Consider the following 26,615-nt stretch of genomic DNA (forward strand, 5'->3'; position numbering starts at 1 on the left):
GGCGCCCCCCCCCCCCCCCCGCCGGGCACCCGCCGTTCGGCACGCGACTGGCGGTGCTGGGTCCGGCGGGCGAACCGGTGCCGCCCGGCACGGTCGGGGCCATCTTCGTGGGCAACGACCTGCTCTTCGACGGCTACACCGACGGCACCAGCCGGGCCACCCGCCGCGAGCTGATGGACACCGGCGACCGCGGCTACCTCGACGCCGAGGGCCGGTTGTTCGTCGCGGGCCGGGACGACGACATGATCGTCTCCGGCGGGGAGAACGTGTTCCCGCGGCCGGTGGAGGAGGCGCTCACCGAGCTGCCCGGCGTCGCCGACGCGGCCGTGGTCGGCGTGCCCGACGACGAGTTCGGGCAGCGGCTGGTCGCGTTCGTGACCGTGCGGCCGGGCGCCCGGCTCGACGAGGACATCGTGCGCGCGTACCTGCGCCGCCGGGTGGCGCGGTTCGCGATCCCGCGGGAGGTCGTGTTCGTCGACGAGCTGCCGCGTACCCCGACCGGGAAGGTGCTCAAACGGCTGCTGCTGGAGGAGGAGTGGGCACCTGCCGCCGGGAACACCCACTTCCGGTAGGCCCACCAGCGGAACACCGCGCCCAGCAGGGTGCCGACGACCATGCCGCTGATGAAGTCGGCGGCCTCCTGCGTCACGAGTGGCACCTCCGGCGCCCGCAGGTCCAGCGCGTACCGGGAAACCAGCGGTGGCACCAGGTTCAGCCCGACCGCGAGCGCGTTGACGAGGAAGAACAACGCGGCCTCGGCGGGCTTCGTGCGGCCGCCGCGCGTGTCGAACGACCATTCCCGGGACAGGACATAGGAAACGGCGGTGGTCACGACCGTCGCGATCGCGAGCGCGGTCACCGGTTTGTCCGTCAGCACCGTCAGTTTCAGCGCGTAGTTGAGCGCGGTGGTCAGGACGAAGGTGGCGGCGCCGACGGTGGCGAACCGGAACAGCTGCCGCCGTCGCATCGCCACCTCCTCGTCGCGGGATGGCGAAACGCTAGTCCACCAACCGGTTTCCGCCCACCCCGAACCGGATTCTGTCGCCGGGTGGTGACAGGCGGCGGAGCGGTATTTCGTAGCCCGGTGACAAGAAACGCGGCCGGTGCGGAAGATCGAACGTGAAGCGTTGTGGCGCTGGTTGACCCGCCGGTAACGTCCTCGCGGTCCGCTACCGGAGGGTTCGATGACGCAAACCCGGTCACGTCGCGCCGCTGTCGCCGCGCTGGGACTGGCTCTCGTGGCCGCCGCGCCGGCGCCCGCCACGACGGCCGTCGCCACCGCGGCAACCCGCGGCGGCACGAGCACGTGCCAGGCCGGCGGGCCGGTCGAGGTGCCGGTGTCCTTCAGCGCCACGTTCGCCGAAACCGTTGCGCAGGGCGCGAACGTGCCGGTTTCCGACGCCGCCGTGGCCATCGTCGTGCCGGCTGCCGCGGTGGACGCGCTGCGGGATTCGGGCGGCACTTCGGTGGACGCGTCCGCCGCGGTGGAGCTGAGCGTCGCCCAGCAGGCGGGCACCCAGGAACTGACCGTCACCGGAGTGTCCACATCGGAGATCCCGCTCCCTGCCGACGGTGAGCTGCGGATCACGCTGCCGGGCCGGGTTCCGCCGATCGCGGCCGGCGCCGGTCCGGTGACGGTCTCCCTCACCTCGCTGGCCCCCAAGCTGGTCGTGCGAGGGGAGACGTTGCACGCCGACCTCGCCTGCACCACCGATCCGGCGGCGAACGGGGAGCTGGCGCGGATGGCGGTGACCGCTCCCGCGGCGCCCCCGATACCCGACGTCGTGGTGCCCGAAGTCGCGGCGGCGGTGGCGGAAGCGCCGTTGCTGACAGCGAAGTTCCTCGTCGACGGCACCTCGCACATCGCGAAGATGGGCTCGGACCTGGTGCTGGAGCAGGGCACGTTCGACGCGGGCCTGTTCACCGGCGATGTGCCGAACACGATTCGCATCGAGGGCGACCTGAACCTGCCGAAGTCGAGCAGCTACTTCGTGGCGTTCCGGTTCATGCCGGTGACCAGCGACGTCGAACTGCCGCAGGAGGGCAAGGCGACGGGCACCGCGGACATCAGCGGCGGCCTGTTCACGCCCACGATCGACATGACGATCCGGGTGAACCTGGTGGTGAGCGACGTGAAGCAGGACGGCGTGCCGATCGCGGTCGGGCCGGGTTGCCGCACGGTGTCGCCGCTGGTGATCCCGATGAAGGGGCAGACGTCGCTGGTGCCCGGCAGCAAGTCGACGATGGAGTCCACTTTCGACATCCCGGCGTTCTCCGGCTGCGGCGTGAGCGAGGACCTGGACCCGCTCCTGACGGGCCTGATCTCCGGCCCGGGCAACAGGATGACCACGACGCTGACCGCGCAGGGGGTGGGCTGAGATGACCGCCCCCGTCACCGCCGCCCGCAACGCCGTCGGCGAGTTCGGCAAGCTCTTCGGCCTCGCGCTGGACATCGTCGTCGCGATGTTCAAGCGGCCCTTCCAGTTCCGCGAGTTCGTGCAGCAGTTCTGGTTCGTCGCGAGCGTGTCGATCCTGCCCGCCGCCCTCGTCAGCATCCCGTTCGGCGCCGTCATCACGCTCCAGCTCGGCGGCCTCACCAGCCAGCTGGGCGCCGAGTCGTTCAACGGCGCAGCCAGCGTCCTCGCCGTCATCCAGCAGGCCAGCCCGATCGTCACCACCCTCGTCGTCGCCGGGGCGGGCGGCTCCGCGATCTGCGCGGAACTCGGATCCCGCACCATCCGCGAGGAGATCGACGCCATGGAGGTCCTCGGCGTCTCCCCGATCCAGCGACTCGTGGTGCCGCGGGTGCTCGCCGCGATGGCCGTCGCCGTCCTGCTGAACGGCATGGTCAGCTTCGTCGGCGTCACCGGCGGCTACGTGTTCAACGTGCTGCTGCAGGGCGGCACCCCGGGCGCGTTCCTCGCCAGCTTCTCCGCGCTGGCGCAACTGCCCGACCTGTGGGTGGGCGAGGTCAAGGCGGTGATCTTCGGGTTCCTCGCCGGGCTCGTCGCCTCCTACCGCGGTCTCCACCCGAAGGGCGGCGCCAAGGGCGTCGGCGACGTCGTCAACCAGTCCGTCGTCATCACGTTCCTGCTGCTGTTCTTCGTGAACTTCGTGATCAGCGTGATCTACCTGCGCGTCGTGCCTGCGAAGGGAGCCTGAGCCAGTGACCCACCGGTTGCTGAACCCCGAGCGCCCGATGAACGGCCTGGTGCGACTCGGCGACCAGCTCGCGTTCTACCTGCGCGCCCTCGCCTGGGCGCCGCGCACCCTCACCCGCTACGGCCGCGAGGTGGTCCGGCTGCTCGCCGAGGTCGCGTTCGGCAGCGGCGCGCTCGCCGTCATCGGCGGCACCATCGGCGTGATGGTCGGCATGTGCGTGTTCACCGGCACCGTCGTCGGCCTGCAGGGTTTCTCCGCGCTCGACCAGCTGGGCACGTCGGCGTTCGCCGGGTTCCTCTCGGCCTACTTCAACACCCGCGAGATCGCCCCGCTGGTCGCCGCGCTCGCGTTGTCCTCCACCGTCGGCTCCGGGTTCACCGCCCAGCTCGGCGCGATGCGCATCTCCGAGGAGATCGACGCGCTCGAGGTGATGGCCGTGCGCAGCATGCCCTACCTGGTGACCACCCGGATCATCGCCGGGTTCGTCGCGATCATCCCGCTGTACGTGATCGGCCTGCTCACCTCCTACCTCGCGGCCCGCACGATCACCGTCACCGTCTACGGCCAGTCCGGCGGCACCTACGACCACTACTTCAGCCTGTTCCTGCCGCCCGAGGACGTGCTCTGGTCGTTCGCGAAGGTGATGGTGTTCAGCGTCGCGATCATCCTCACCCACTGCTTCTACGGCTACCGCGCCGGCGGCGGGCCTGCCGGGGTCGGCGTCGCGGTGGGACGCTCGGTGCGCACGTCGATCGTCGTGGTCAGCGTGCTCGACTTCTTCCTCAGCCTGGCGATCTGGGGCGCCACCACGACCGTGCGGGTGGCGGGATGAGCGAGCAGCGCAGGCGCCTGGTGTTCGGCGCGCTCGGCCTGGTGTTCATCGCGCTGCTCGGCGCGATGGGGTGGTTCGCGGTCGCGATCTACGGCAAGACGTTCAGCTCCGCGGTCCCGGTGGTGCTGCGCGCCGAGCGGGCGGGCACGCAGCTGAAGGAGAACGCCGACGTCAAGGTCCGCGGGGTGCTCGTCGGGTCGGTGCGCTCGATCGACGTCCAACCCGGCTGGGTCGACGTGGAGCTGGCGATGGACCCGGACCGGATCCACGACATCCCGGCGAACGTGTCCGCCCGGCTGCTGCCGAAGACGTTGTTCGGCCAGCGTTACGTCAGCCTGGTGATCCCGCCCGCGCCCGCGCCGCGCGCGTTGTCGGCCGGCGCGGTGATCCAGGAGGACCGCAGCACGCAGGCGGTCGAGGTCGAGCAGGCGCTGCGCGATCTGCTGCCGGTGCTGCAGACCGTGCAGCCGCAGAAGCTCGCGAGCACCCTCGGCGCGGTGTCACAGGCGTTGGAGGGCCGCGGCCCCGAGCTGGGCACGACCCTGGTGTCGCTCGGCGACTACCTGGGCAGGCTCAACCCGGAGGTGCCGGAGCTGCGCACCGCGATCACCAAGCTCGCCGACACCGTGCACACCTACTCCACCGCCGCGCCGGACCTGGTGGACGCGATGGCCGACTTGCGCACCACCGCGACCACCCTGACCCGGCAGCAGCAGGACCTCGCCGCGTTGTTCACCACGGTCACCGCCGCCGGCGACGACGCGCACGGCTTCCTCGACGCCAACGACGACACACTGGTCGACCTGTCGGCGGACAGCAGGCCGGTGCTCGACCTGCTCGCCGAATACAGCCCGGAGATCCCGTGCGTCGCCGACGCGGCCGCCCGGTTGAAGCCGGTCGTCGAGCGGGCCCTGGGGGTGGGCACGGCCGAACCCGGCCTGCACGTGGACCTCACGGTGCGGCCGCCGAAACCGGGCGGCGCCCCGCCGCCCGCGGCGGACGGACCGCGGTGTCCCACGGCCGGGTCGGCCGCGCCGGGGGCGGACACCCCGGCGGCGCAGCGGTTCCTGGCCGAGCTGCTCGCCCCCGTGCTGGGGGAGCGGCCGTCCGAGATCCCCGGCTGGAGCGGACTGCTGATGAACCCGCTGCTGCGTGGCGCGGAGGTGACGCTGAAATGATCCGACCGCTGGTCAAGGGCCTGATCTTCGCGGTCGTCACGGTGCTGGCGACCGGGCTGCTGGCCGTCACGATCGCCAACCGCGGCGACGGCGGCACGGTCACCTACCGCGCCTGGTTCAGCGACGTCACGTCGCTCAACTCCGGTGACGACGTCCGCATGTCCGGCGTCCGCATCGGGCAGGTCACCGGCATCGAGATCGTCGACCGCCGCATCGCCGAGGTGTCCTTCGAGGTCGACAAGGACCGCGCGCTCAGCGCGACGGTCACCGCGGCCGTGAAGTACCGCAACCTCATCGGCCAGCGCTACATCACGCTCGACCAGGGGACAGGCACCGGACGGCTGGACCCGGGCGGGCTGATCCCGCTCGAACGCACCCGGCCCGCGCTGGACCTGACCGCGGTGTTCAACGGGTTCAAGCCGCTGTTCCAGGCGCTGTCCCCGCAGGACGTCAACCAGCTCGCCGGCGAGATCGTGCAGGTGCTGCAGGGCGAGGGCGGCACGGTGGCGGACCTGTTGCGGCACACCGCATCGCTGACGTCGTCGCTGGCCGGCCAGGACCAGGTGATCGGCCAGGTGATCACGAACCTCAACGAGGTCCTCGACCGCGTCAACGCCCGCGACGGGCAGCTCGCGCAGCTGCTCGACGCCACGCAGCAGCTGGTGTCCGGGCTCGCCGCGAACTCCGGGCCGATCGGTGAGGCGGTCGACGGTATCGCCGACCTCACCACCGCCACCGCCGGGCTCGTGCAGGACGCGCGGGAACCGCTGCGGGCCGACATCGACGCGCTGGAGGAGCTGGCGAGGACCTTGGGTGACAACACACCGGAGTTCGAGAGGTTCCTGAACAACCTGCCCGTCAAGTACGAGTCGATCGGCCGGATCGCGTCCTACGGCTCGTGGCTGAACTTCTACCTGTGCTCGGTGCGCTCCGACGCCGCCCCGGCGCCCGGCGGCGGCCCGGTCGGCGTGCCCGTGACCGAGGCGAGGTGCCGCCGGTGAAGTCGTTCCGGTCACGCAACTCCTTCCGCCTCGGCCTCGCCGGGCTGGCCCTGATGCTCGTGCTCGGCGGGCTCACCCTGTTCTGGGACCGCCTGCCCGCGCTGGGCGGCACCACCTACACGGCGGAGTTCACCGAAGCCGCCGGCCTCAAGAGCGGGGACGAGGTGCGCGTCGCGGGCGCGAAGGTCGGCGAGGTCACCGGCGTCTCGCTGGGCGGCGACCACGTCAAGGTCACCTTCCGCGTCACCGACACGTGGGTCGGCGACGAGAGCACCGTCTCGGTGCGGATCAAGACGTTGCTGGGGGCCAAGAACCTCGCGCTCGACCCGCGTGGCGAACGTGAGCAGGACCCGGACCAGCCGATCCCGCGCGACCGCACGGTCACGCCGTACGACGTCAACGACGCCTTCGCCGACCTCGCCCGCACCACCGGCGAACTGGACACCGACCAGCTGGCGGCGAGCTTCCGCACGCTCGCGCAGACCTTCGACGCCGCCACCCCGCAGGACGTGCGGTCCGCTTTGGACGGTCTGGCCGCGTTGTCGCAGACCATTTCCTCACGCGACACGGAGTTGAAGCAGTTGCTGAGCGGCACCGCCCAGCTGAGTGGCACGGTCGCCGAGCGCACCGACCAGCTCGCCCGGCTGATCACCGACGGGAACGTGCTGCTGACCGAGTTCGACCAGCGCCGGTCCGCGCTCGACCAGCTGCTGCGCGGCACCCGCGACCTCTCGCAGCAGGTGCGCGGGCTGATCGAGGAGAACAACGCGCAGCTGCAGCCCGCGCTGGAACAGCTCGACCGCGTCACCGACGTGCTGCAGCGCAACCAGAACACGCTCGACCGCAGCCTGAGCCTGTCCGGCCCGTTCTACCGGCTGCTCGGCGACGCGATCGGCAACGGCAACTGGATCGACACCTACCTGTGCGGGCTGATCGTCCCCGCCGACGGCGGCCCGTGCATGCCACCGAAACCGGGAGGGGGCGGCTGATGGCGGTATCCCGCCTTGGCAGGTGGCTGCGCTGGGGCGCGCTCGTCGTGATCATCGCGACGCTGGCCACCGCGATCGTGATCGTCGTGCGCGACAGCGGGCGCGGCAAGCACCTCACCGCGTACTTCACCGCCGCCGTCGGCATCTACCCCGGATCGGAGGTGCGGATCCTCGGGGTGCCGGTCGGCACGGTGGACACCGTCGAGCCGCAGGGGCAGCAGGTGGAGGTCGGGTTCACGGTGGACCGCGGCATCCGGGTGCCCGCCGACGCGGCCGCGCTGGTCGTGACGCCGAGCCTGGTCAGCGACCGGTACGTGCAGCTCGCGCCGGTCTACCGGGGCGGCCCGGAGATCGCCGACGGCACGGTGATCCCGGTGGCCCGCACCGCGGTGCCGGTCGAGCTGGACCAGCTGTTCGCGAGCCTGGACCGGCTGACCACCGCCCTCGGCCCGCAGGGCGCCAACGGCGACGGCGCGCTGACGGCCCTGCTCAGCAGCGCGGCGGAGGACCTCACCGGCAACGGCGCGCAGCTCGGCGAGATGATCCGGCAGCTCGGCCAGGCCGCCACCACCCTGAGCGGCTCGCGCGACGACCTGTTCGCCACCGTCGACAACCTGCAGCGGTTCACCACGATGCTCGCCGACAACGACGACCAGGTGGGCAGGCTGGCCGACCTGCTCGCGCGGGTGTCGGCGTTCCTCGCCTCGGAACGGGACGTCTTCGGCGCGTCGCTGGACGAGCTGGCCGGCGCGCTCGGGCAGATCCAGCAGTTCGTGCGGGACAACCGCGGCCGGGTCAAATCCAATGTGGACAAGCTGATGGGCACCACCCAGGTGCTGGCGAACCAGCGCGCGTCGCTGTCCGAGGCGCTGACCACCGCGCCGGACGCGCTGAACCGGCTGCTCGCCGCCTACGACCCGGCCAACTCGACGATCTACAGCCGCGCCGACCTCAACGAGTTCAGCATGGGCCCGGTCCTGCCGCTGGGAGGCGGCCGATGAAGCGCACCCCACTGGCCGCGGCCCTGCTGGCCGCGCTGGCGCTGCTGACCGGCTGCTCGTTCGGCGGGCTCTACGACACCCCGCTGCCCGGCGGCGCGGACCTCGGCGACCACCCGTACCGGGTCGTCGTCGGGTTCCGGGACGTGCTCGACCTGGTGCCGCAGTCCGCGGTCCAGGTCGACGACGTGCCGGTCGGACGGGTCGAGCGGATCGACCTGTCCGCCGACGGCCGCACCGCGCAGGTCACGCTGCTGGTCAACGGCTCGGTGCGGCTGCCGGCGAACGCGGAGGCGTGGCTGCGGCAGAGCAGCCTGCTCGGCGAGAAGTTCGTCGAGCTGGGGCCGCCCGCGGCAGGCGAACCGCAGGGCGCCCTCGCCGACGGCGCCCGGATCCCGGTCGAGCGGACCAACCGCAACCCGCAGGTCGAGGAGGTGCTCGGCGCGCTGTCGATGCTGCTCAACGGCGGCGGCGTGGGCCAGGTGCAGCAGATCAGCCGCGAGCTCAACGCCGCGCTGGGCGGCAACGAGGCGGAGATCCGCGACCTGCTGACCGAGGTGAACACCTTCGTCGCCGGGCTGGACCAGCACCGCGGCGAGATCACCAGGGCGCTCAACGGGATCGACCGGCTGTCCGCGTCGCTGTCCGCGCGCAAGGACCAGATCACCGGGGTGCTGGACGACCTCACGCCCGGCATCGACGTGCTGGCCAGGCAGCACGAGCAGCTGGTCACCATGCTCACCTCGCTGGACCACCTCTCCGGCGTCGCGGTCGACACCGTGAACCGCGGCAAGGACGACCTGATCGCGGACCTGCGGGCGCTGGAGCCGACGCTGCGGCAGCTGACCGTGGCCGGACAGCAGCTGCCGGAGGCGATGGAGATGCTGCTGACGTTCCCGTTCCCGGACGCCGCCCTCGACGCGATCAAGGGCGACTATCTCAACCTGTTCCTGGACTTCGACTCCCGAACCTCAGGGACGAGCCCGCAGTCCGCGCCGCTCCCGCTGGGTGGTGGTTCCTAGATGCTGACCCGCAAGGTGCGTGTGCAGGTCATCGTGTTCGCGTTGATCGCGCTGGCCGGGATCACCTACGTGGGCGCCCGCTACGCCGGGCTGGACCGGCTCTTCGGCGGCGGCGGGTACGTGGTGCGCGTCGAGCTGGCCGACTCCGGCGGCATCTTCGCAGGCGCCGAAGTCACCTACAACGGCGTGCCGATCGGCCGCGTCGGCGAGCTGCGGCTCACCGGCTCCGGGCTGGAGGCCGACCTGCGGATCGACGACGGCGCCCCGCCGGTGCCCGCGGACGTCGAGGCGGTGGTGACCAACCGGTCGGCGGTGGGGGAGCAGTACGTCGACCTGCGGCCGCGCAGCTCCGGCGGCGCGGTGCTGGCCGACGGCTCGGTGATCGCGTTGTCCCGCACGCGGCTGCCGCTGCCGAACGAGCAGCTGGTGCTGAACCTGGACCGGCTGGTCGCGTCGGTGCCGCTGGACGCGCTGCGGTCGGTGGTGGACGAGCTGTACGACGCGACGCTGGACACCGGACCGAGCCTGCAGGCGCTGCTCGACGCGACCTCCGGGTTCACCCAGTCGGCCTCGGCGCACCTGCCGCAGACGATCCAGCTGATCACCGACGCGGACACCGTGCTGACCACGCAGATCGAGAACTCCGGCGCGATCACGGCGTTCGGCGCGGACGCCAAGCGCGTCGCCGCGATGCTGCGCGACTCGGACGCGGACCTGTCGGCGATCCTGTCCACCGCGCCGCCCGCCGCCGGGCAGATCAGCGGGCTGCTGCGGGAGACCGGCCCGAACCTGACCACCCTGCTGACGAACCTGCTCACGACGTCCCAGGTGCTGCTGGCCCACCGGAACGGGGTCGAGCAGCTGCTGGTGGCCGCGCCGACGGCGATCGAGGCGGGCAGCACGGTCATCGCGGGCGACTCGGCCGGTTTCGGCCTGGCCACGACGTTCTTCGATCCGCTGCCGTGCACCGCCGGGTACGAGGGCACCCGGTACCGCAACGGCCTCGACACCACACCCGCGCCGCTGAACACGGCGGCCGGGTGCCGACGCTGAGGAGATGGTTCTGGTGAGAGCTGTGTTGGTCGCCGGCGCGCTGGCCGGTCTGGCGGTGCTGGCCGGCTGCGGGCCGGACAAGGCCGCGCCGGAGGAGAACGCCGCCGCGATCACCTGGTCCGACCACGTGTGCGCGGTCGTCCGCGACGGCGGCACGAAGCTGTCGCAGCTGCCCGGCGTGGACGCCTCCGACGTGGCCAAGGCGCGGGAGGGCCTGGTCACCTACCTGGCGTCGCTGTCGCAGGCGCTGACCGACCTGGGCGACGGCATCACCCGCGAGGGCCCGCCCCCGGTGACCGACGGCCCGGCCACGGTGCAGCGCGCGATGGAGACCGTGAACACGACGAAGGCCTCCGTCGACGAGGCCCGCACGGCGCTGGCGTCCGCGCCGGTCAGCGACCAGGCCACGTTCGAGCAGGCGGTCCGCGGCGCCAGCGACGCCTTCGCCAAACTCGGCAACACCACCGAAGGCCCGACCAAGGACCTCACCGACAACCCGGAACTGGCCAAGGCGTTCCAGAAGGCGCCGACCTGCCAGGCCCTCGAAGGCGCGTAGCCCGGCGTCCCGGGCGCCCGCCGCGGCGGGCACCCGGGCTACTTCTCCAGCAACTGGGCGGCCCGCAGGGCGATCTCCAGGTCCGACCGGCTCTCCGGATCGTTGAGCCGCTCCCCGAACAGCTCCTCCAGCTGCCGCATCCGGTACCGCACGGTCTGCGGGTGCACACCCAGCCGGTCCGCCATGTCCGGCGCGGTCCCGCTGGACTGCAGCCAGGCGAGCAGGGTCTGGCCCAGCCGGGTCCGCTGCTTGTCGGTCAGCCCGCTCAGCGGCGCGAGGCACCGCCGGATCAGCTCCTTCACCAGGAACTCGTCCGACAGCAGCCACAGCGTCGCCAGGTGGTCGGTCGCCCGCGCCAGCGGCGGCGCGTCGATCACCCCGCGGCGCGCCAGGTCCACGGTGCGGCGTGCCCAGCGCAGCGACATCGCCGCGTCACCCAGCTTCACCTCGGGCCCGATCACCGCGCGCCACCCGGCCAGCGCCGGCTCCAGCGACCCGGCCGTGACCAGCTGCGGATCGGCCAGCAGGCACGGCTGCGGCCCCTCCAGGTCCATGAGCACCTCGCTGTCCAGCGACGGCGGCTCGCGGTGGTGCTGGTCGGCGCGCGGTTCCAGGGCCACCGCCACGACCCGCTCCGGCAGCCGCCACCCGGCCGTCGCGGCCAGGCGGGCGATCGCCTTCGGCGACGCGGGCGGGTCGGCCAGGATCAGTTCCAGCAACTGCCGCCGCTGCCGCGCCCGGGTGCCCGCCGCCCGTTTCTGCGCGGCCGCGTACCCCTGCAGCGACAGCGCCGAGATTTCGTCGACGTAGGCGAAGATCGCCTCCGCCCCGACGCACAGGAAATCCGTCGACAGGCCCAGCGACTGGCTCACCGACGCGACGTACCGCCACGCCACCCGCCCGCCGACGCGGTAGGCGGTCTGCAGCTGGTCCAGCGTCCGGCCCTCGCTGAACTCGACCTTGCCCAGGTGCCGGAACACGCCGATCCACGCCTCCTGTGGCGCGGCCGGGTTGCCCAGGTTGTCCATGCAGTGCCGGACCGCCTGCTGGATGCTGCGCACGATGGTGCGCCCGAACGGGCCTTCCAGCGGCCGCGCGTATTCGGGCACCGCGAGCTGGATCTCCCGCAGGATCTCGGCCGTCATGGCGTCGGCGTGCGGCCGGAACGCCTTCGCCAGCTCACGGGGCAGCGAGGCCCACAGCCTGCTGGCGCGTCCGATGCCGGCGGTGACGTCCGGCGCGTTCTGGCGCTGGCGCGGGGGGAGTCCCGGCGCGCGGGGCGGTCTTCGGGAGGCGTTCTTCCGCACGGTGTTCCCGTGCCGGTAACCGGCATCGGTCGTCATGATTACCTCTGATCGCAACGAAAATTGGCGGCGCTGCCCTCGCAGCCGATCGATTCGGTCGTCCGGGTAACCTCGATTTCACTTGTCGGGAGGAACAACATCGCACCACGCCCCGTGCTTGGCAAGGATCTCTTGCGTGAGCGGAGCAACCGGGCAGCGCGATCGGACCAGCGCACCCCACCCCGGTGAGTGCCCGCCTTCCGGTTTCCCTCACCAAAGTGACAAATCCGCGTGCTCACGACGGCTCACCCCGCGCGGCGAGCCGTTGCGCGCGCAACGCCAGGTGCATGCTGAACCGGTCCTCGCTGTCGTCCAGCCGGTCGCCGAACAGCTCGCGCAACTGGTGCAGCCGCGCCCGCACGGTCTGCGGGTGCACCTGCAGCCGCTTGGCGATTTCCGGTGCGCCGCCACGGGTTTCCAGCCACGCGAGCAGTGTCTCGCCGAGACGGTCGCGTTGCTTGCCGCCCAGTTCGTCCAGCGGCCGCAACGCCTGCCGCGCCACCTCGGCGGCGAGGAAGTCCTCGCCCAGCAACCACAACGCGGACAACCGGTCGACGCACCAGGTGATCGGCTCGTCGGCCGAGCACGCGGGCAGCAGCGCGAGCGCGCGCCGGGCGGTGCGGTGCGCGGCGGGCGCGTCGGCGAGCGGGACCGTCGGCGAAACCGCCGCGCGCCAGCCGTTCCAGCGCCCGGTGAGCGGGAACAGCTGCCGTTTCGGCCGGGTCGTCAGCAGGCACGGCTGCGCGCTCTCCAGGTCCACCAGCACCTCGTCGTCCAGCAGCTCGACGGGGAAGTCGGCGGTGCCCTCGGCGCGTTCCAGCGCGACGATCGCGGCCTTGTCCGGCAGGGCCCAGCCCGCGCCCTTCGACATGTTCGCCAGCGTTTCCGGCCCGGCCGGGCGGCCGGACAGGATCAGCTCCAGCAACTGCCGCCGGCGCCGCTCGATGGTGCCGCCGGAACTGGACTGCGCCTCGTGGAACCCGTCCAGCGCGATGGCGGACAGGTCCTCCACGTAGGCGAAGATGATTTCCGCCGCGTGCGCCAGCACCTGCGGCGACGCGCCCGCCTTGCGCAGCACCGGCGCGACGTACTGCCACGCCACCCGTGCGCCGATGCGGGCCGCCGCCTGCAAGGCGTCGAGGCTGCGGCCGTCGGCGAACTCCCGCCTGCCTTGCTCGCGGAACAGCTCGATCCAGTCGTGGTGCTTGATCGCCGGGTTGCCGATGCTCTCGATGACGTGCCGGACCGCCTGCTCGACGCCCTCGGTGAACGCGCGGCCGAACGTCCCGGTGAGCGGACGCGCGTAGGCCGGCACTGACCGCCGGACCTCCTGCATGATCGCGGCCGCGATCCGCCCGGCGTGCGGGCGCAGTTCGACGGCGACCCAGCGCGGCCCGGAGGCGAGCAGCTCCGCGTTCCGGTTCTCTACCAGGACGAACGACCCCCTTCGTGACCTCGGGCAGTCGTTCATGTTACGGCCGATCACGGCAAGCGGAAGGAGCCGAACGTCATTCGGTCCGCGGGGCACGATATTTGTCACGCTGCGACGAAGTCCGGCGCCGGATAGGTTTTCCCCCGTGCGAAAGCGGATTCTGATCACCGGCGCCAGCGCCGGGCTCGGCGAGGAGATGGCGCGGCAGTTCGGGGCGCTCGGCCGGGATCTCGCCCTGTGCGCGCGGCGGGTCGAGCGGCTCGAAGCCCTGCGCGGGGAAGTGACGTCGGCGCATCCCGGTGTCACAGTAGCGGTTCGCGGTCTGGACGTCACCGACCACGACGCGGTGTTCCGGGTGTTCCGCGAACTGCGCGACGAACTGGGCGGGCTGGACCGGATCATCGTCAACGCCGGGCTGGGCAAGGGGCAGCCGCTGGGCACCGGGTACTTCGCCGCGAACCGGCAGACGGCGGAGGTGAACTTCGTCGCCGCGCTCGCCCAGTGCGAGGCCGCGATGGAGATCTTCCGCGAGCAGGGGGCCGGGCACCTGGTGGTGATCTCGTCGATGAGCGCGATGCGCGGGTTGCCGCGCAACCTCACCACCTACGCGGCGAGCAAGGCCGGGGTGGCCGCGTTGGCCGAGGGCATCCGCGCCGACACGCTCGGCACGGACATCCGGGTGACGACGATCTTCCCCGGCTACATCCGGTCCGAGATGAACGCGCGGGTGCGCAAGACGCCGCTGCTGGTCGACACCAAGCCCGGCGTGGCGTCGATGGTGAAGGCGATCGAGCGGGAACGGGCCGAGGCGTACACGCCGGCCTGGCCGTGGGCCCCGCTGCGCTTCGCCATGCGGCACCTGCCGCTGGGCTGGGTCGCGAAGCTGTCCTGAGTGGCCGGGGACCCGACGCGGGTCCCCGGCCGTCGCTCAGCGCGTCAGGAACTGGTCCGGCCGCAGGGCCCGCGACACGATGCGCGTGTCGCCCAGCCAGCCGTAGTAGCCCTGGCCGTACTTCTCGGCGAACTGGGTCCCGCCGATCGCGAACGGCTTGCCCAGGGTGGTGATGCCCTTCGAGTCCTCGGCGGCGTTGCGCGCGATGCGGGAGCCGTCGACGTAGGTCACCGTGCGGCGCCCGTCGTTGACCACCGCGACGTGCGTCCACCGGCCCACCGGCAGCGCGTGGCTCCACGACGTCGGGTCGGCGTCCCGGTCGACCGGGTACACCACGAACTGCAGAAAGCGCTCTCCGGACAGGTTGAGGCTGCACGTCGGCTCGTCCTGCGACCACCCGCTGGTCTTGCCCGCGTCGCCGCTGCGGCCCTCCCAGCTCAGGATGCCCATGAACGCGTGGTCGCCGACGAACGGGTCGGGCAGCTTGATGAACGTTTCGATGGTGTAGCCGTTCTCGAACCGCGCGCGGGCGAGCGGCGCGCTCGCGCTGGTCCGCAGCACCGCACCGCGGTCCGGGTTCTGCCCGCCGTCGAAACGCAGGCTCCCGTGCCCGGGGGCGGCGCGGTGGTGTTCGGCGGAGAAGGTGAGCACGTCGGCGGGTCCGTCGTGCAGGCGGGTGACCGTGAGGTCGTTGCCGTTGCCGGACAGGTCCCGCGCCACGGCGCCGGCCGCGACCGGGCTGCCGTCCGCGCCGGTCAGCCCCTCGCCGTCGAAGCGCCAGTACGCGACCGTGCCGGGGATGACGACCTTCGCGGCGGGCCGGGCGGGCAGCGGCGCGGGCGGGAACCGGCGGTCGAAGTCGACCTCGACGGTGAACCGGTCGGTGTCGCCGGTCAGCTCGTGGGTCTCGGCTTCCAGCGCGGTCGGGTCGCGCCGCGCCTGCAGCCAGGGGGAGAAGGTGCTGACGTCGATCACGCCGCGCGCCAGGTCGAAGGCGTAGTACCGCAGCATGCCCGCGCCGCCGTAGTAGCGGTCCTGGTAGTTGGTGATGTGCAGGTCCACGGGGTTGCCGTGGTCGTTGGTCAGCGTCGTGCGGCCGGTGGGCCAGTAGTGCCCGCCCATCGCGAGGAAGATCTGGTCGTGGCGGCGGATGACCTGGTCCCACAGCCGCTGCCCGTGGTCGGACAGGTGCGCGCCGCCGCCGTCTTCGGGGTAGACGAGGTCGTGGGTGGTGAGGATCGTCGGCAGCCCGCGGTGCGCGTCCAGGACGCCCTTCGTCCAGGCGATCCCGGCGTCCGAGACGCGCCAGTCCAGCGCGAGCAGCAGCCACTGCCGCCCGGCGGCGCGGAAGATGTGGAAGCTGTTGTACCCGTCGGGCGAGGAACCCTGGTAGGTGGCGGAGCGGGCGAAGCGCCGCGGGCCGAACGTCCGCAGGTAGGGCGTGTCGCCGCGCTGGTCGTCGCCGGAGACGTCGTGGTTGCCGCCGAGGACGCTGTAGGGCATGCGGCCGTCGATCGTGCGGAAGACGTCGTCGGCGAGGCGCATCTCGGTCGTCGTGCCGTGCTCGGTGACGTCGCCGAGGTGCGCGAGGAAGACGGTGCCGTCCTCCCGGCGCCGGTCGATGACGTGGCGGAAGGTCGCCCGGACCGGCTCCGGGTCGGAGCCGCCCTCGTCGAACAGGTACTGGGTGTCGGGCACGACCGCGAGGGTGAACCGCGGGCTCTCGGCGTCGGCCGGGCCGCCCGCGGCCTCGGCGGCCTGAACGGGCTGCGCGCCGAGCACGGCCGCCGCCGCGACGGGGGTGCCCACCGCGGCCTGCAGCAGGGTCCGGCGAGCGAGACCGGGGGATGGGGATCTGTCGGACATACCGCCTCCTGGGCTGAAAAGTCGCGCCCAGCCTGGTGATCATGTCTGACGTCCCGATGTCCCCTCGTGGAACGATCCCCGCCCGCGGAGTGAACCTTGGCGCGCCGGCGCCGCCGCTTGCCCGCAAGTCCCGCGTCACCTACCCGCGAGTCCCGCGCTCCGGCCTGCGAGTCCCCCCGTTCTCGCGCGAGTCCCGCGCTCAGGAATCCGCGCCGCGGCCGGTCTTCTCCTGCAGCCGGTCGATGAGCTGCGACGCCTCGGCCTTGGTCAGGTCCGCCGGCAGCTCCTCACCGGCCTCGCGGGCCAGTGTCTGCAGGTACGAGCGCTGCGGGCCGGTCATCTGCTCCTCGCCCGTCGTCCAGTCCTGCGGGTCCTTCTCCGGGTTCTGCGGTCCGGTCACCCCTGCCTCCGTTCGCCGGTGTGTTCGAAACCGGCTTACCCCGGAGAACGCCCGCTCATGCCTCGGCGCGGATTTCGTTCAGGTAGTTGTAGATCGTGTAGCGGGTGACCTCCAGCTCACCGGCGAGGAAGTCCACCGCGTCCTTGATGAGGAAGAACCCGGCCTCGTCGAGCTCCCGCACCACCGCGGCCTTGTGCTTCTTCTTCATCAGCCCCACCGGGATCCCGGCCTGCGCGACCGCCCGGTCGACCAGGAACCGCTGGAGGCTGTCCACGTCCGGCGGGAAGCTCTCGGCCCGCACCTCGCTCGCCGGCCCCTGCGTCACCTCGCTGTTCACGCACAGGCAGCCGATCGCCACGCCGTCCGGATCGCGCAGGAAGATCGTCGACGAGCGGATCGGCCTGCCGTCCGGGCCGTGGGTCTCGTAGTTGGTCAGGTCGTGCGTCGTGCCGCGGCGGACCAGCCCGAGCAGCAGGTCCGTCATCGGCCCGCCGGGTTCGCGGCCGGTGATGCCGCCCGCGATGGCGACGATCGAGTCGGGCAGCTTGGACAGGTCGTGCAGCACGACCTCGTTGCCGGGGCCGAGCATCGCGGCCAGGCCGCTCACCGCCGGGACCAGCGCGGACAGCACCGAATCGGTGGCGGCCGCGGAGGGCACCCGGCTGGCGGGCAGCGGGCGGGACAGGTGCTCCAGCGCGGTGCGGACGGCCTCGACGGCCGACACCGGCGTGGACGCGTGCGGGGAGAGCCGCACGTGCTCGGTGCGCACGGTCGCCGCGATGCCCTCCGTGGCCAGCACCGCCCCGACCCGCTCCGCCGGGTGCCCGGGCAGGCTGAACGCGAGGATCCCGGCGCGCCGGTCGGTCGCCGACACGATCTCCGCGCCGAGCGAGCGCAGCATCTCCTCGAGCTCGCCAACGCGCTCGGCGATGCGCGACTCGATGGCCGCCACCCCGGCCTCCTCGACCAGTTCCAGCGCCGCGGCGAACGCGCCCGACGTCACCGGGCTCAGGTTGCTCACCGACCACGACGCCGCGAACTCCGCGGGCGGGTGGATCTCGTCGTCGAACAGCCCGGCGTCGTGTGCGCCGGTCCAGCCCGACAGCACGGGCCGCATCCGCTCCAGCGCCCGGTCCGACAGCACCGCGAACCCGGTGCCCCAGCCCGCGCGCAGCCACTTCTGGCCGCCGACGACCAGCACGTCCGCCGCGTCCCATGGCGCGTCGACCACCCCGAAGCCCTGGATGCCGTCGACCACGAGCAGCCGGTCGCCCACGGTTTCCCGCAGCGCGGCGAGGTCCGCGCGGTAGCCGGTGCGGAAGTCGACCGCGCTGACCGACACCACCGCCGTGTCCGGGCCCAGTTCCGTCGTCACGACCTCCGGGGTCACGTGGCGGCAGCGCATCCGCCGCAGCGTGATCCGCCCGGCCTCCTCGGCCCGCGCCCACGGGTAGGTGTTGGCCGGGAACTCCGCGGCCGACACCAGCACCTCGCCCGCCGGGGCGTTGAACGCGGCCTGGAACAGGCCCTGGCTGGTGTTGGGCAGCAGGACGACGTGGTCGGTGTCGGTGCCGCACAACCGCGCCACGGCCGCCTTCGCGCGGATCTCCTGCCGCATCAGGTCGTCCACTGTGGACGGGCCGGCCTTGGCCGAGGCGTGCAGCAGGCGCGCGGTGGTGTCCACGACGGCGTGCGAGGGCGGGCCGTAGCGGGCGAAGTCCAGGTAGCCGGCGGGCTCGTCGAACTGGAGCAGGTAGCTGGGCGAGATCCTGGCCATCAGAGGATGCGCGCCAGGAACTGACGGGTGCGCTCGTGCTCCGGCGCGCCCAGGACCTGCGCGGGCGGCCCGGTCTCCACGACCGCACCGTCGGCCATGAAGACGACCTCGTCGGCCACCTCCCGCGCGAACCCCATTTCGTGTGTCACGACGACCATTGTCATCCCTTCGGCCGCGAGCGAGGTCATCACCTCCAGGACCTCGCCGACCAGTTCCGGGTCCAGCGCCGAGGTCGGCTCGTCGAACAGCATCAGCTTCGGTTTCATGGCCAGCGCCCGCGCGATCGCGACGCGCTGCTGCTGGCCGCCGGAGAGCTGGTCGGGGTGGGCGTCGGCGCGGTGCGCGAGGCCGACCCGGTCCAGCAGGTCCAGCGCGGTGCGGCGGGCCTCGGCGGGGGACAGTCCGCGCACCCGGACCGGGCCCTCGGTGACGTTCTGCAGCACGGTGCGGTGCGCGAACAGGTTGAACCGCTGGAACACCATGCCGATGTCCCGCCGCTGCCGGGCGACCTCGCGCTCGCGCAGCTCGTGCAGCTTCCCGCCGCGCAGGCGGAAACCGACCGGCTCGCCGTCCACCCACACCTGGCCGCCGTCGATGGTCTCCAGGTGGTTGACGCAGCGCAGGAACGTGCTCTTGCCCGCGCCGGACGGGCCGAGCAGGCAGACCACCTGTCCCTTGTGGACGGACAGGTCGACCCCGCGCAGCACTTCCGTGCCGGCGAAGTGCTTGCGCACGCCGACCGCGCGCAGCAGGGGTTCGGTCATGTCAGGCCCTCCGCAGCGTGGTCAGGGCGCGGCCGACGCGCGACCAAGGCCGCGCGGACCGCTGGTCGCCCGCGAACGCGCGTTCCAGGTAGTGCTGGCCGACGCTGGCGACGGTGACCACGACCATGTACCAGATCGCGGCCGCCAGCAGCGTCTCCATGACCAGCAGGTTGTTGGACGAGATGTTGTTGGCCGCGTGGATCAGCTCGGTCACGCCGATCACCGACGCCATCGAGGTGCCCTTGAGCATGTTGATGAAGTCGTTGCCGGTCGGCGGGATGATCACCCGCATCGCCTGCGGCAGCACGATCCGCCGCAGCGTCATGGCCGGGGTCATGCCGATCGACTTCGCCGCCTCGGTCTGCCCGCGGTCGACGCTGTTCAGGCCGGCGCGCACGATCTCGGCCATGTAGGCGCTTTCGTTGAGCGCGAGGCCGAGCAGCGCGGCGACGAACGCGCTGACGACGACGTTGGTCGGCTCGTGCACCAGGTAGCCGCCGCCGAACGGCAGCGGGATCGAGACGAACTCGAACACCAGCGCCAGGTTGAACCAGATCAGGATCTGCAGCAGCACCGGCAGCCCGCGGAACAGCCAGATGTAGACCGCGGCTACGACGCGCGCGACCGGGTTGGCCGACCGGCGCATCAGCGCGATCACCACGCCGATGACGATCGCCACGGCCTGCGCGATCACCGCGAGCAGGACGGTGTTGAGCAGGCCGACCAGCATCACGTGGTACCACAGGAACTCCGGCACCGTGTCGTACTGGATCTGCGCCTGCGCGAGCACCACGCCGAGCCCGGCGAGCAGGGCGACGATGACCACCGCCGACACCCAGCGACCCCAGTGCCGCAGGCGCACGATGGGCAGTTCGGCCTGCGGCGCCCGGGTGGTCAGGTCAGCTTCCGGCATTGACGGTCACCTTCGTGATCGCGCCCTGCTTGACCCCCCACGCGTCGAGGATCCGGCCGTACGTGCCGTCGTCGACGAGCGCGGTCAGTGCGGCGGCGACGGCGTCCCGCAGCTGCGGGTTGGCCTTGTTGACGCCGATGCCGTACGGCCCGCCGTTGATCGGCTCGCCCGGCACGACCTCGAAGAACTCGCCGCCGCCCGCGTTCTTGCTGACGTAGGCCGCGGTCGGCAGGTCGTTGAGGATGGCGGCGACGCGGCCGGTGCGCAGCTGGTTCTGGTTCTGCGAGTCGCTGTCCGTGGCCGTCGTGGTGACCTCCGGCTTGCCTGCCTGGACGCACTTGGCGCTCTGCTCGGCGGCGAAGGTCTGGTGGCTGGTGCCCTGCACGACCGCGACGGTCTTGCCGCACAGCGAGTCCGGGCCGGTGATGCCGTCCGGGTTGCCCTTGCGGACCATGATCGTGATGCCGGAGGTGAAGTAGTCCACGAAGTCGATCTGCTGCTGGCGGGCCTGGGTGTCGTTCATCCCGGCCATGGTCAGGTCGAGGCGACCGGACTGCAGGCTGGTGATCAGCGAGCCGAAGGCCATGTCGGTGTGCTGGACCGTCAGGCCCAGCTTGGCCGCGACGGCCTTGGCGATGTCCACCTCGAACCCGACCGGCGTCTTGCCGTCGGCGGAGTAGAAGTTGTTCGGCGCGGACTGCATGTTCGAGCCGATGTTGAGCTTGCCTGCCTGGGCGACCGGAGCAGGCAGGCCCGCGGCGAGCTGCGGGTCTTTCGTGACGCCCTGCAGGATCGCCGCGGTGTCCGGCACGCCCGATCCGGTGGTGGTGGCGTTCCCGGCGCCGTCGGACCCGCCACCGCAGGCTGCCGTGAGCAGCAGGCAGCCGACGACCACCGCGCCCCAGCGCGTCACCCGTGACCTCGCAGACATCGCATCTCCTCACCCGATCGAACGATGAGCAGGGACGCTACAACTGCGTGTTGAAGACGTCAACTGTGAGTTGAAATCCGTCGGTCAGGTGGCCGGGAAGTCGAACTGGTACCCCTGCGCCACGAGCCAGGGCAGCAGCTCGGCGAGGGCGGCGACGGTCTGCCGCCGCTGTCCGCCGCCGTCGTGGAGCAGGATCACCGCGCCGGGGTGCACGGCCTGCCGCACCGTCGCCACGATCGCGGGTGACCCCGGAAGCGTCCAATCACGCGAATCGACCGACCAGCCCAACGGCGCCATCCCTTCGCGGGAAGCGATCGCGATGATCGTTTCCGACCAGTTGCCGCCGGGCGCGCGGAAATAGGGAACCGGAACGTCACCGTCGGCCGCGAGCCGCAGATCCGACAGCGCTCCGGTGATGTCCGCGGAAATGCGCGCCTCGTTGCGTTTCGGCAGTTCTTCGTCGTGGCTGACCGTGTGGTCGCACAGGCGCATTCCGCGCCGCACGACCAGCTCCACCAATTCGGGGTGGCGGCGCACCTGGGTGCCTACCATGCAGAAGGTGGCCACCGCGCCGTGCTGGGCGAGCAGGTCGAGGATCTGCGGTGTGTAGGCGGGATCGGGGCCGTCGTCGAAGGTCAGCGCCACGAACCGGCCCTGTCTGGCGGTCGTCCGGACGGGCGCGCCGGGCGCGGGCGGCGGGGTGGACGTGGCGGGGATCGGTTGTCCGGGTTCGGGGTGAGATGCGACGGGACTGCCTTCGGCGCCGGACCAGGACAGCGAAATGATCAGCGAGATCGTCACGAGCACCACGGAGATCAGGACGGCCCAGCGGTAGCAGTACGGCGGGCGCAGCACCTGATAACGCATGGGCACCTCCACGAATCGCGGCGTCGCCCGCGCACCATAGAGTGAAAAGTGCCTCGATCGGGGGAATTCCGGGCGTGTCCGAAAAGGCGGATCAGTAGAAGTGCCGTAGTTGCGGCCAGAGTTCCGACCACGGCCGGGTGAGCACGCCGCACACGGTGACGACGGTGCCCTGCTCGTCGTTGTCGAGGCCGAGCCCGTTGTCGTGTTCCGCGGCGACGCGGCAGTCTGCGACGCCGGCCATGGTGGTCGCGCCGACCAGGACGACCGGGCCGGTGTGGCTGTCCGGCGGCGGGCCCCAGTCGGCGTAGGACATGTGGCCGGAATAGGGCCGCGGCAGCCCGAGGTCCGTGCCGTAGCGCTCGATGGCCCCGGCCTGGCCGTAGTTGCGCGTCAGGATCACCGCCGTGGCCCGCCGCGGCTCCGGGATCTGCTGCCAGACCGCGGCGACCGTCGCGGTGAACTCGGGCCAGCCGACCTGCTCGCCCTGTTCCTTGTTCATCGCCAGCACCGGGTTCAGCCCGTCCGGCGGCAGCACCGGCAGCGCCACGACGAGCGACATCGCGGCCCCGAGCACCACGAGGGCACCGGCCAGGGCCCGCCGGGCCGCGCGCCGTCCGCGGGCGAGCCAGCGCACGGTGGGTTCGGCGCCCGCGGCCATCAGCAGCACCAGTAGCGGGATCGAGTAGTACGGCTTGCCGCCGAGGACCAGCAGTTCCACGCACACCACGAAGTAGGCCACGACGAGCGCGCGGGCCCAGCGCAGCCGCGGGTCGCGCCACAGCCGCGCCATCCCGGCGATCCACACCGGCACCAGCACCGGCGACAGGTAGACCAGCTGGAGCGGGACGAACAGGATGCGGTTCTCCGCGCCGTCGTCCTCGCTGATGCCGCCCGCGACGGTGAGCAGCGGCCAGCCGTGCGTCGCCTGCCACCACACGACCGGCGCGGCGAGCACCGCGGCGACGAGGATGCCCGCGGGCAGCCACGCGCTGCGGAACACGTGCCGCGGCCCGGTGATCAGCACGGCGATGCCGAGCGCGGAGAGGAGCAGCAGGACCAGCCACTTGTTGGCCAGGCCCACGCCGGCGACCGCGCCGATCGCGAGCCACCACCGGCCGTCGCCCGTGCGCAGTAGTCGTAGCGCCAGCAGTCCGATCGCCACCCACACCAGCAGGTCGAAGGTCGCGGTGCCGAGCATGTGGCCGACGACGAGGACGAAGGCGGACAGCGCCGCCGCGCCCGCCGCGAGGGTCTGCGCGCTGCGCCCGCCGCCCAGTTCGCGGGCGACGAGCGCGACGAGGAGGACGGTGGCGAGCGCCGCGACCGTGGCCAGCGCGCGGACACCGGCCGGGCTGTCGCCGAACATGGCGGCTCCGGCCCTGGCGAGCAACGGTGTGACCGGCGGCTGGTCGACATATCCCCAGTCGAGCCGCTTCCCCGCGGCGAGGAAGTACAGCTCGTCGCGGTGGAACCCGTACCGCCCGGACAACAGGCTGAGCACGAGGGCCTGCACCACGAGCACGACGCCCACCGGCCCGGCGGCGAACTGGGGTAGCGGATGGATGGCCGGCGCGGCGGCCCGCGCCGCGGTCCCGGTCATCGCGCGGCCCGCGTAGGTGCGTGGGGCGGGCGCGCGGCGGTGCCGCCCCCGTCAGGGGGCGTGCGCGGCGGGTAGCCGCCGGACAGGGCGATCGACGGTCGCCGCCCCGGCCTCGGAACCCGATCCACCCCGGGCGGGACGATCCGAAGTGGCCGCTCCAGGCCACGGCCCACCACAGGCAAGCCGTCCGGAAGGTCCAACCCTCCGCTGAGCGGACGAGCCGGGAGCGCTCCCACTTCTCTGCCCAACCTGCTCGCTGCCTTGGTCATGCCGCACTCCCGCCCCCGGCGGGCACCTGCCCGCAAGCCCCACCGTGGCCCCCCATCCGGGGCCGCGCAAGGCTCCAAACGGTCGCACCTGCCGCAACTCCTAGCCATGCGCCTCCGCTCCACCACCGACACCCGGGTACGTGTCGTGATCGGACGGTCACTAGTCGGGCAGCAGGGGCACCGTCGGGCCGTCGTCGCGGCCCAGGAGCATCGCCCGGGTGACCGCTTTCGACCCGTAGCGGTCGCGGACCTGGTCGAGCGCGGCGTCGAGCGCGTCGGGCTGGTGTTCGCCGAAGGGCAGCTCCAGTTGCAGCGGCGTGTCGTTGTCCAGGTTGGACAGTGCGAGGCCGATCAGCGTGATCCCCCGCTCGCGGATCATCGGCATCGCGGCGGCGAGCAGGCCCCGCGCGGTGGCCAGGACGTCCTCGGTGTGCGCCGTCGGGTGCGGCACCGTCTGCGACCGCGTCGCGCGGGTGTAGTCGGCGAACCGCATCCGCAGCACCACCGTCCGGCACACCCGGTGCGCGGCCCGCAGCCGCCGCGCCAGCCGGTCGGTCAGCGCGGCCAGGATCTCGTCCAGCTCGTCCGGCGACCGCGCCCGCCGCCCCAACGCCCGCTGCGCCCCGATCGACCGCCGCCGCCGTCCGACGACCACCGGGCGCGGATCCCGGTTGTGCGCCAGCGCGAACAGGTGCCGCCCGCCGGCCCGCCCCAGCAGCGCCACCAGTTCCGCCTCGCCCCGCTCGGCGACCTGCCCCACCGTCCGGATGCCGCGCGCGTGCAGCTTCTCCGCCGTCACCTTCCCCACGCCCCACAACCGCTCGACCGGCAGCGGGTGCAGGAACTCCAGCTCGCGGTCGTGCGGCACCACGAGCAGCCCGTCCGGCTTCGCCACCCCGCTGGCCACCTTCGCGAGGAACTTCGTGCGCGCCACCCCGACCGTGATCGGCAGCCCGACCCGCTCCGCCACCGCGCGGCGCAGATCGGCCGCGATCCGGCTGGGCGTGCCGGAAATCCGGGCCAGCCCGCCGACGTCGAGGAACGCCTCGTCGATCGAGAGCCCTTCCACCAGCGGCGTGGTGTCCTCGAACACCGCGAACACCGCCTTGCTCGCCGCGCTGTAGGCCGCCATCCGCGGCGGCACCACCACCGCCGCCGGGCACAGCCGCAGCGCCTGCGCGCACCCCATCGCCGTGCGCACCCCGCGCGCCTTGGCCTCGTAGCTCGCCGCGAGCACCACCCCGCCGCCGACGATCACCGGCCGCCCGCGCAGCGACGGGTCGTCACGCTGCTCGACCGACGCGTAGAACGCGTCCAGGTCGGCGTGCAGGATCGGGCCCTCGTTCGTCACGAACACATGTTCGCACCCGCCACCGACATTTTCCGGTCCGCGGTGGAAGGCTGTCCGCATGACCGAGACCGATCCGAAGGACGATCTGCACCGGTACCTCCAGCAGGCGCGCGAGGTGATGCTCTGGAAGCTCGACGGCCTCTCCGAGTACGACCTGCGCCGCCCCATGACGCCGACCGGCACCAACCTGCTCGGGCTGGTCAAGCACCTGATCGGCTGCGAGCTCGGGTACTTCGGCGCCACCTTCGGACGCCCGTTCGGCCGCGAACTGCCCTGGCTCGCCGACGACGAGCCCAACGCCGACATGTGGGCGCGCGCGGACGAGTCCACCGCGGAGATCGTCGCGCTCTACCGCCAGGCCTGGGCGCACGCCGACGCCACCATCGGCGCGCTCGCGCTGGACGCCGTCGGGCACATCCCGGGCCGGGAACCCGTCACGCTGCACCGGGTCCTCGTGCACATGATCGCCGAGACCTCCCGCCACGCCGGGCACGCGGACATCATCCGCGAACTCGTCGACGGCGCCGCCGGGATGCGCCGCGACACCGGCAACCTGCCGGACGCCGACGCGCAGTGGTGGGCGGACTACCGGGAGCGCCTGGAGCGGGTCGCGCGCGAATCCTTGCCTTGACGTCAGCGGCAACCTTTACGCTCGATCACATGCGAATCGGGGAGCTGGCGCAGCGGGCCGGGACCACCACACGCGCGCTGCGGTTCTACGAGTCACAGGGGCTGCTGTCCGCGCGGCGCGCGGCCAACGGCTACCGCGAGTACGGCGAGGACGACTTCCGGCTCGTCCGCGAGATCCAGACGCTCCAGGCGGTCGGGTTCAGCCTCGACGACACCCGGCCGTTCGTGGAGTGCCTGCGGGCGGGTCACGAGACCGGGGACTCGTGCGCCGACTCGATCGAGGTGTACGAGCGCAAGCTCGCCGAGGTCGAGGCCTGCCTGGACCGGTTGCAGGCCGTGCGCGACGACCTGCGCGCCAAGCTCACCGAAGCGCTCGACCGAGAGCCCGGCCCGTGCCGGGTCACCACGTCCTTCGAGGAGTCCCGATGACCACCACCACCGGCGCCGTGCTCGCCGTGACCGACGAGACCTTCGAGGCGGAGGTGCTGCGCCACGACGGGCCCGTGCTGGTCGATTTCTGGGCGCAGTGGTGCCCGCCGTGCCACATGATCGCGCCGGTGCTCGCCGAGATCGCCGCCGAGCGTGCCGGCGACCTGACCATCCGCAAGATCAACTCCGACGAGAACCCCCGCACCGCGCGTGACCTGCAGGTGATGTCGCTGCCGACGCTGGTGCTGTTCCGCGACGGCGAGCGGGTGGCGCAGTGGGTGGGCGCGCGGCCGAAGGCCCGGTTGCTCGCCGAACTCGACGCGGCACTGAACGCATAACCCGCGCGCCCCAGGGTAGCCG

At 72.2% G+C, this 26,615-nt stretch carries 26 protein-coding genes and 1 pseudogene; 15 read left to right on the forward strand and 12 right to left on the reverse strand.

From position 1 onward, the window contains the following. Window positions 1-572 (forward strand): AMP-binding enzyme (locus tag ACCP09_RS11225; protein ID WP_433745584.1); only part of this gene is annotated, 572 nt, incomplete at its 5' end. A gap of 41 nt (window positions 573-613) precedes the next feature. Here ACCP09_RS11225 and ACCP09_RS11230 read toward each other — a convergent pair. Then, window positions 614-967 (reverse strand): annotated as a pseudogene (locus ACCP09_RS11230) (GtrA family protein); the annotation flags it as partial. A gap of 217 nt (window positions 968-1,184) precedes the next feature. Between ACCP09_RS11230 and ACCP09_RS11235 the strand changes: the two are divergent. From ACCP09_RS11235 to ACCP09_RS11280, 10 genes are read left to right on the forward strand one after another with little or no spacing between them, the layout of a single operon-like run. Beyond that, entirely contained in the window at window positions 1,185-2,378 is a 1,194-nt protein-coding gene (locus ACCP09_RS11235; RefSeq protein WP_433745586.1) for a DUF6801 domain-containing protein, read from the forward strand. Between the two features lies 1 nt (window position 2,379). Then, the gene (locus tag ACCP09_RS11240) at window positions 2,380-3,162 is read left to right on the forward strand and encodes an MlaE family ABC transporter permease (protein ID WP_027935402.1); all 783 of its coding nucleotides are present in this window, start codon (window positions 2,380-2,382) and stop codon (window positions 3,160-3,162) included. A gap of 37 nt (window positions 3,163-3,199) precedes the next feature. Next, on the forward strand, window positions 3,200-3,994 hold the full coding sequence (locus ACCP09_RS11245; RefSeq protein ID WP_051363153.1) for an MlaE family ABC transporter permease: 795 nt from the start codon (window positions 3,200-3,202) through the stop codon (window positions 3,992-3,994). Then, window positions 3,991-5,172: an MCE family protein gene (locus ACCP09_RS11250; protein WP_433745589.1), complete on the forward strand. Its 1,182-nt coding sequence runs from the start codon at window positions 3,991-3,993 to the stop codon at window positions 5,170-5,172. The genes ACCP09_RS11245 and ACCP09_RS11250 overlap by 4 nt, the downstream gene beginning before the upstream one ends. Beyond that, complete coding sequence (locus ACCP09_RS11255; RefSeq protein ID WP_433745592.1) at window positions 5,169-6,173, forward strand: MCE family protein; 1,005 nt, start codon at window positions 5,169-5,171, stop codon at window positions 6,171-6,173. Before ACCP09_RS11250 ends, ACCP09_RS11255 begins: the two co-directional genes overlap by 4 nt. Next, window positions 6,161-7,162, forward strand: coding sequence for an MCE family protein (locus ACCP09_RS11260; protein ID WP_433745595.1), 1,002 nt, complete (start codon window positions 6,161-6,163; stop codon window positions 7,160-7,162). Before ACCP09_RS11255 ends, ACCP09_RS11260 begins: the two co-directional genes overlap by 13 nt. Beyond that, entirely contained in the window at window positions 7,162-8,163 is a 1,002-nt protein-coding gene (locus ACCP09_RS11265) for an MCE family protein (RefSeq protein ID WP_433745598.1), read from the forward strand. The genes ACCP09_RS11260 and ACCP09_RS11265 overlap by 1 nt, the downstream gene beginning before the upstream one ends. Then, window positions 8,160-9,182, forward strand: coding sequence for an MCE family protein (locus ACCP09_RS11270; RefSeq protein WP_037323124.1), 1,023 nt, complete (start codon window positions 8,160-8,162; stop codon window positions 9,180-9,182). Before ACCP09_RS11265 ends, ACCP09_RS11270 begins: the two co-directional genes overlap by 4 nt. Beyond that, window positions 9,183-10,235 carry an MCE family protein gene (locus ACCP09_RS11275; RefSeq protein WP_433745601.1) on the forward strand — a complete coding sequence of 351 codons (1,053 nt, stop codon included), beginning with the start codon at window positions 9,183-9,185 and terminating at the stop codon, window positions 10,233-10,235. It begins immediately after the preceding gene. Between the two features lie 13 nt (window positions 10,236-10,248). Further along, complete coding sequence (locus tag ACCP09_RS11280; RefSeq protein ID WP_433745604.1) at window positions 10,249-10,791, forward strand: hypothetical protein; 543 nt, start codon at window positions 10,249-10,251, stop codon at window positions 10,789-10,791. Between the two features lie 38 nt (window positions 10,792-10,829). Here ACCP09_RS11280 and ACCP09_RS11285 read toward each other — a convergent pair whose 3' ends face one another. After that, complete coding sequence (locus ACCP09_RS11285; protein ID WP_123685791.1) at window positions 10,830-12,134, reverse strand: PucR family transcriptional regulator; 1,305 nt, start codon at window positions 12,132-12,134, stop codon at window positions 10,830-10,832. A 235-nt stretch (window positions 12,135-12,369) separates the two neighbouring features. Next, complete coding sequence (locus ACCP09_RS11290) at window positions 12,370-13,605, reverse strand: PucR family transcriptional regulator (RefSeq protein WP_051362993.1); 1,236 nt, start codon at window positions 13,603-13,605, stop codon at window positions 12,370-12,372. 106 nt (window positions 13,606-13,711) lie between these two features. On the opposite strand from ACCP09_RS11290, the gene ACCP09_RS11295 reads away from it, so the two are divergent. Beyond that, window positions 13,712-14,458, forward strand: coding sequence for an SDR family oxidoreductase (locus tag ACCP09_RS11295; protein ID WP_378336060.1), 747 nt, complete (start codon window positions 13,712-13,714; stop codon window positions 14,456-14,458). A 36-nt stretch (window positions 14,459-14,494) separates the two neighbouring features. On the opposite strand, the gene ACCP09_RS11300 is transcribed toward ACCP09_RS11295, so the two are convergent. The 9 genes from ACCP09_RS11300 to dinB all read right to left on the reverse strand — a co-directional run bounded on the left by ACCP09_RS11300 (window position 14,495) and on the right by dinB (window position 25,196). Further along, the gene (locus tag ACCP09_RS11300; protein ID WP_433745609.1) at window positions 14,495-16,324 is read right to left on the reverse strand and encodes a LamG-like jellyroll fold domain-containing protein; all 1,830 of its coding nucleotides are present in this window, start codon (window positions 16,322-16,324) and stop codon (window positions 14,495-14,497) included. A 199-nt stretch (window positions 16,325-16,523) separates the two neighbouring features. Beyond that, window positions 16,524-16,724, reverse strand: coding sequence for a DUF3072 domain-containing protein (locus ACCP09_RS11305; protein ID WP_027935413.1), 201 nt, complete (start codon window positions 16,722-16,724; stop codon window positions 16,524-16,526). A gap of 55 nt (window positions 16,725-16,779) precedes the next feature. After that, window positions 16,780-18,501 carry an aminotransferase class V-fold PLP-dependent enzyme gene (locus ACCP09_RS11310; protein WP_433745614.1) on the reverse strand — a complete coding sequence of 574 codons (1,722 nt, stop codon included), beginning with the start codon at window positions 18,499-18,501 and terminating at the stop codon, window positions 16,780-16,782. Further along, entirely contained in the window at window positions 18,501-19,265 is a 765-nt protein-coding gene (locus ACCP09_RS11315) for an amino acid ABC transporter ATP-binding protein (RefSeq protein WP_123685794.1), read from the reverse strand. Before ACCP09_RS11315 ends, ACCP09_RS11310 begins: the two co-directional genes overlap by 1 nt. 1 nt (window position 19,266) lies before the next feature. Beyond that, window positions 19,267-20,178 (reverse strand): amino acid ABC transporter permease, encoded by a 912-nt coding sequence (locus ACCP09_RS11320; RefSeq protein ID WP_051362994.1) that lies wholly within the window; start codon window positions 20,176-20,178, stop codon window positions 19,267-19,269. Further along, window positions 20,165-21,109 carry an ABC transporter substrate-binding protein gene (locus ACCP09_RS11325; protein WP_378362378.1) on the reverse strand — a complete coding sequence of 315 codons (945 nt, stop codon included), beginning with the start codon at window positions 21,107-21,109 and terminating at the stop codon, window positions 20,165-20,167. The genes ACCP09_RS11320 and ACCP09_RS11325 overlap by 14 nt, the downstream gene beginning before the upstream one ends. A gap of 84 nt (window positions 21,110-21,193) precedes the next feature. Next, window positions 21,194-21,976, reverse strand: a complete 783-nt coding sequence (locus ACCP09_RS11330; RefSeq protein ID WP_433745618.1) for a polysaccharide deacetylase family protein — start codon at window positions 21,974-21,976, stop codon at window positions 21,194-21,196. 91 nt (window positions 21,977-22,067) lie between these two features. Continuing rightward, entirely contained in the window at window positions 22,068-23,576 is a 1,509-nt protein-coding gene (locus ACCP09_RS11335; protein WP_433745621.1) for a glycosyltransferase family 39 protein, read from the reverse strand. Between the two features lie 429 nt (window positions 23,577-24,005). Then, window positions 24,006-25,196: a DNA polymerase IV gene (gene dinB, locus ACCP09_RS11340; protein WP_084022892.1), complete on the reverse strand. Its 1,191-nt coding sequence runs from the start codon at window positions 25,194-25,196 to the stop codon at window positions 24,006-24,008. Window positions 25,197-25,254: 58 nt separating this feature from the next. Between dinB and ACCP09_RS11345 the strand changes: the two genes are divergently transcribed. The 3 genes from ACCP09_RS11345 to trxA are packed head-to-tail and all read left to right on the forward strand — an operon-like array spanning window position 25,255 to window position 26,593. Then, window positions 25,255-25,827: a DinB family protein gene (locus tag ACCP09_RS11345; protein ID WP_027935421.1), complete on the forward strand. Its 573-nt coding sequence runs from the start codon at window positions 25,255-25,257 to the stop codon at window positions 25,825-25,827. Between the two features lie 29 nt (window positions 25,828-25,856). Then, window positions 25,857-26,255, forward strand: a complete 399-nt coding sequence (locus ACCP09_RS11350) for a MerR family transcriptional regulator (protein ID WP_020423349.1) — start codon at window positions 25,857-25,859, stop codon at window positions 26,253-26,255. After that, entirely contained in the window at window positions 26,252-26,593 is a 342-nt protein-coding gene (gene trxA / locus ACCP09_RS11355; RefSeq protein WP_027935481.1) for a thioredoxin, read from the forward strand. The genes ACCP09_RS11350 and trxA overlap by 4 nt, the downstream gene beginning before the upstream one ends. Window positions 26,594-26,615 lie beyond the last annotated feature (22 nt).

It is taken from the genome of Amycolatopsis sp. 3B14, from assembly GCF_050958625.1.
GTDB classification, from domain to species: domain Bacteria; phylum Actinomycetota; class Actinomycetes; order Mycobacteriales; family Pseudonocardiaceae; genus Amycolatopsis_E; species Amycolatopsis_E thermoflava.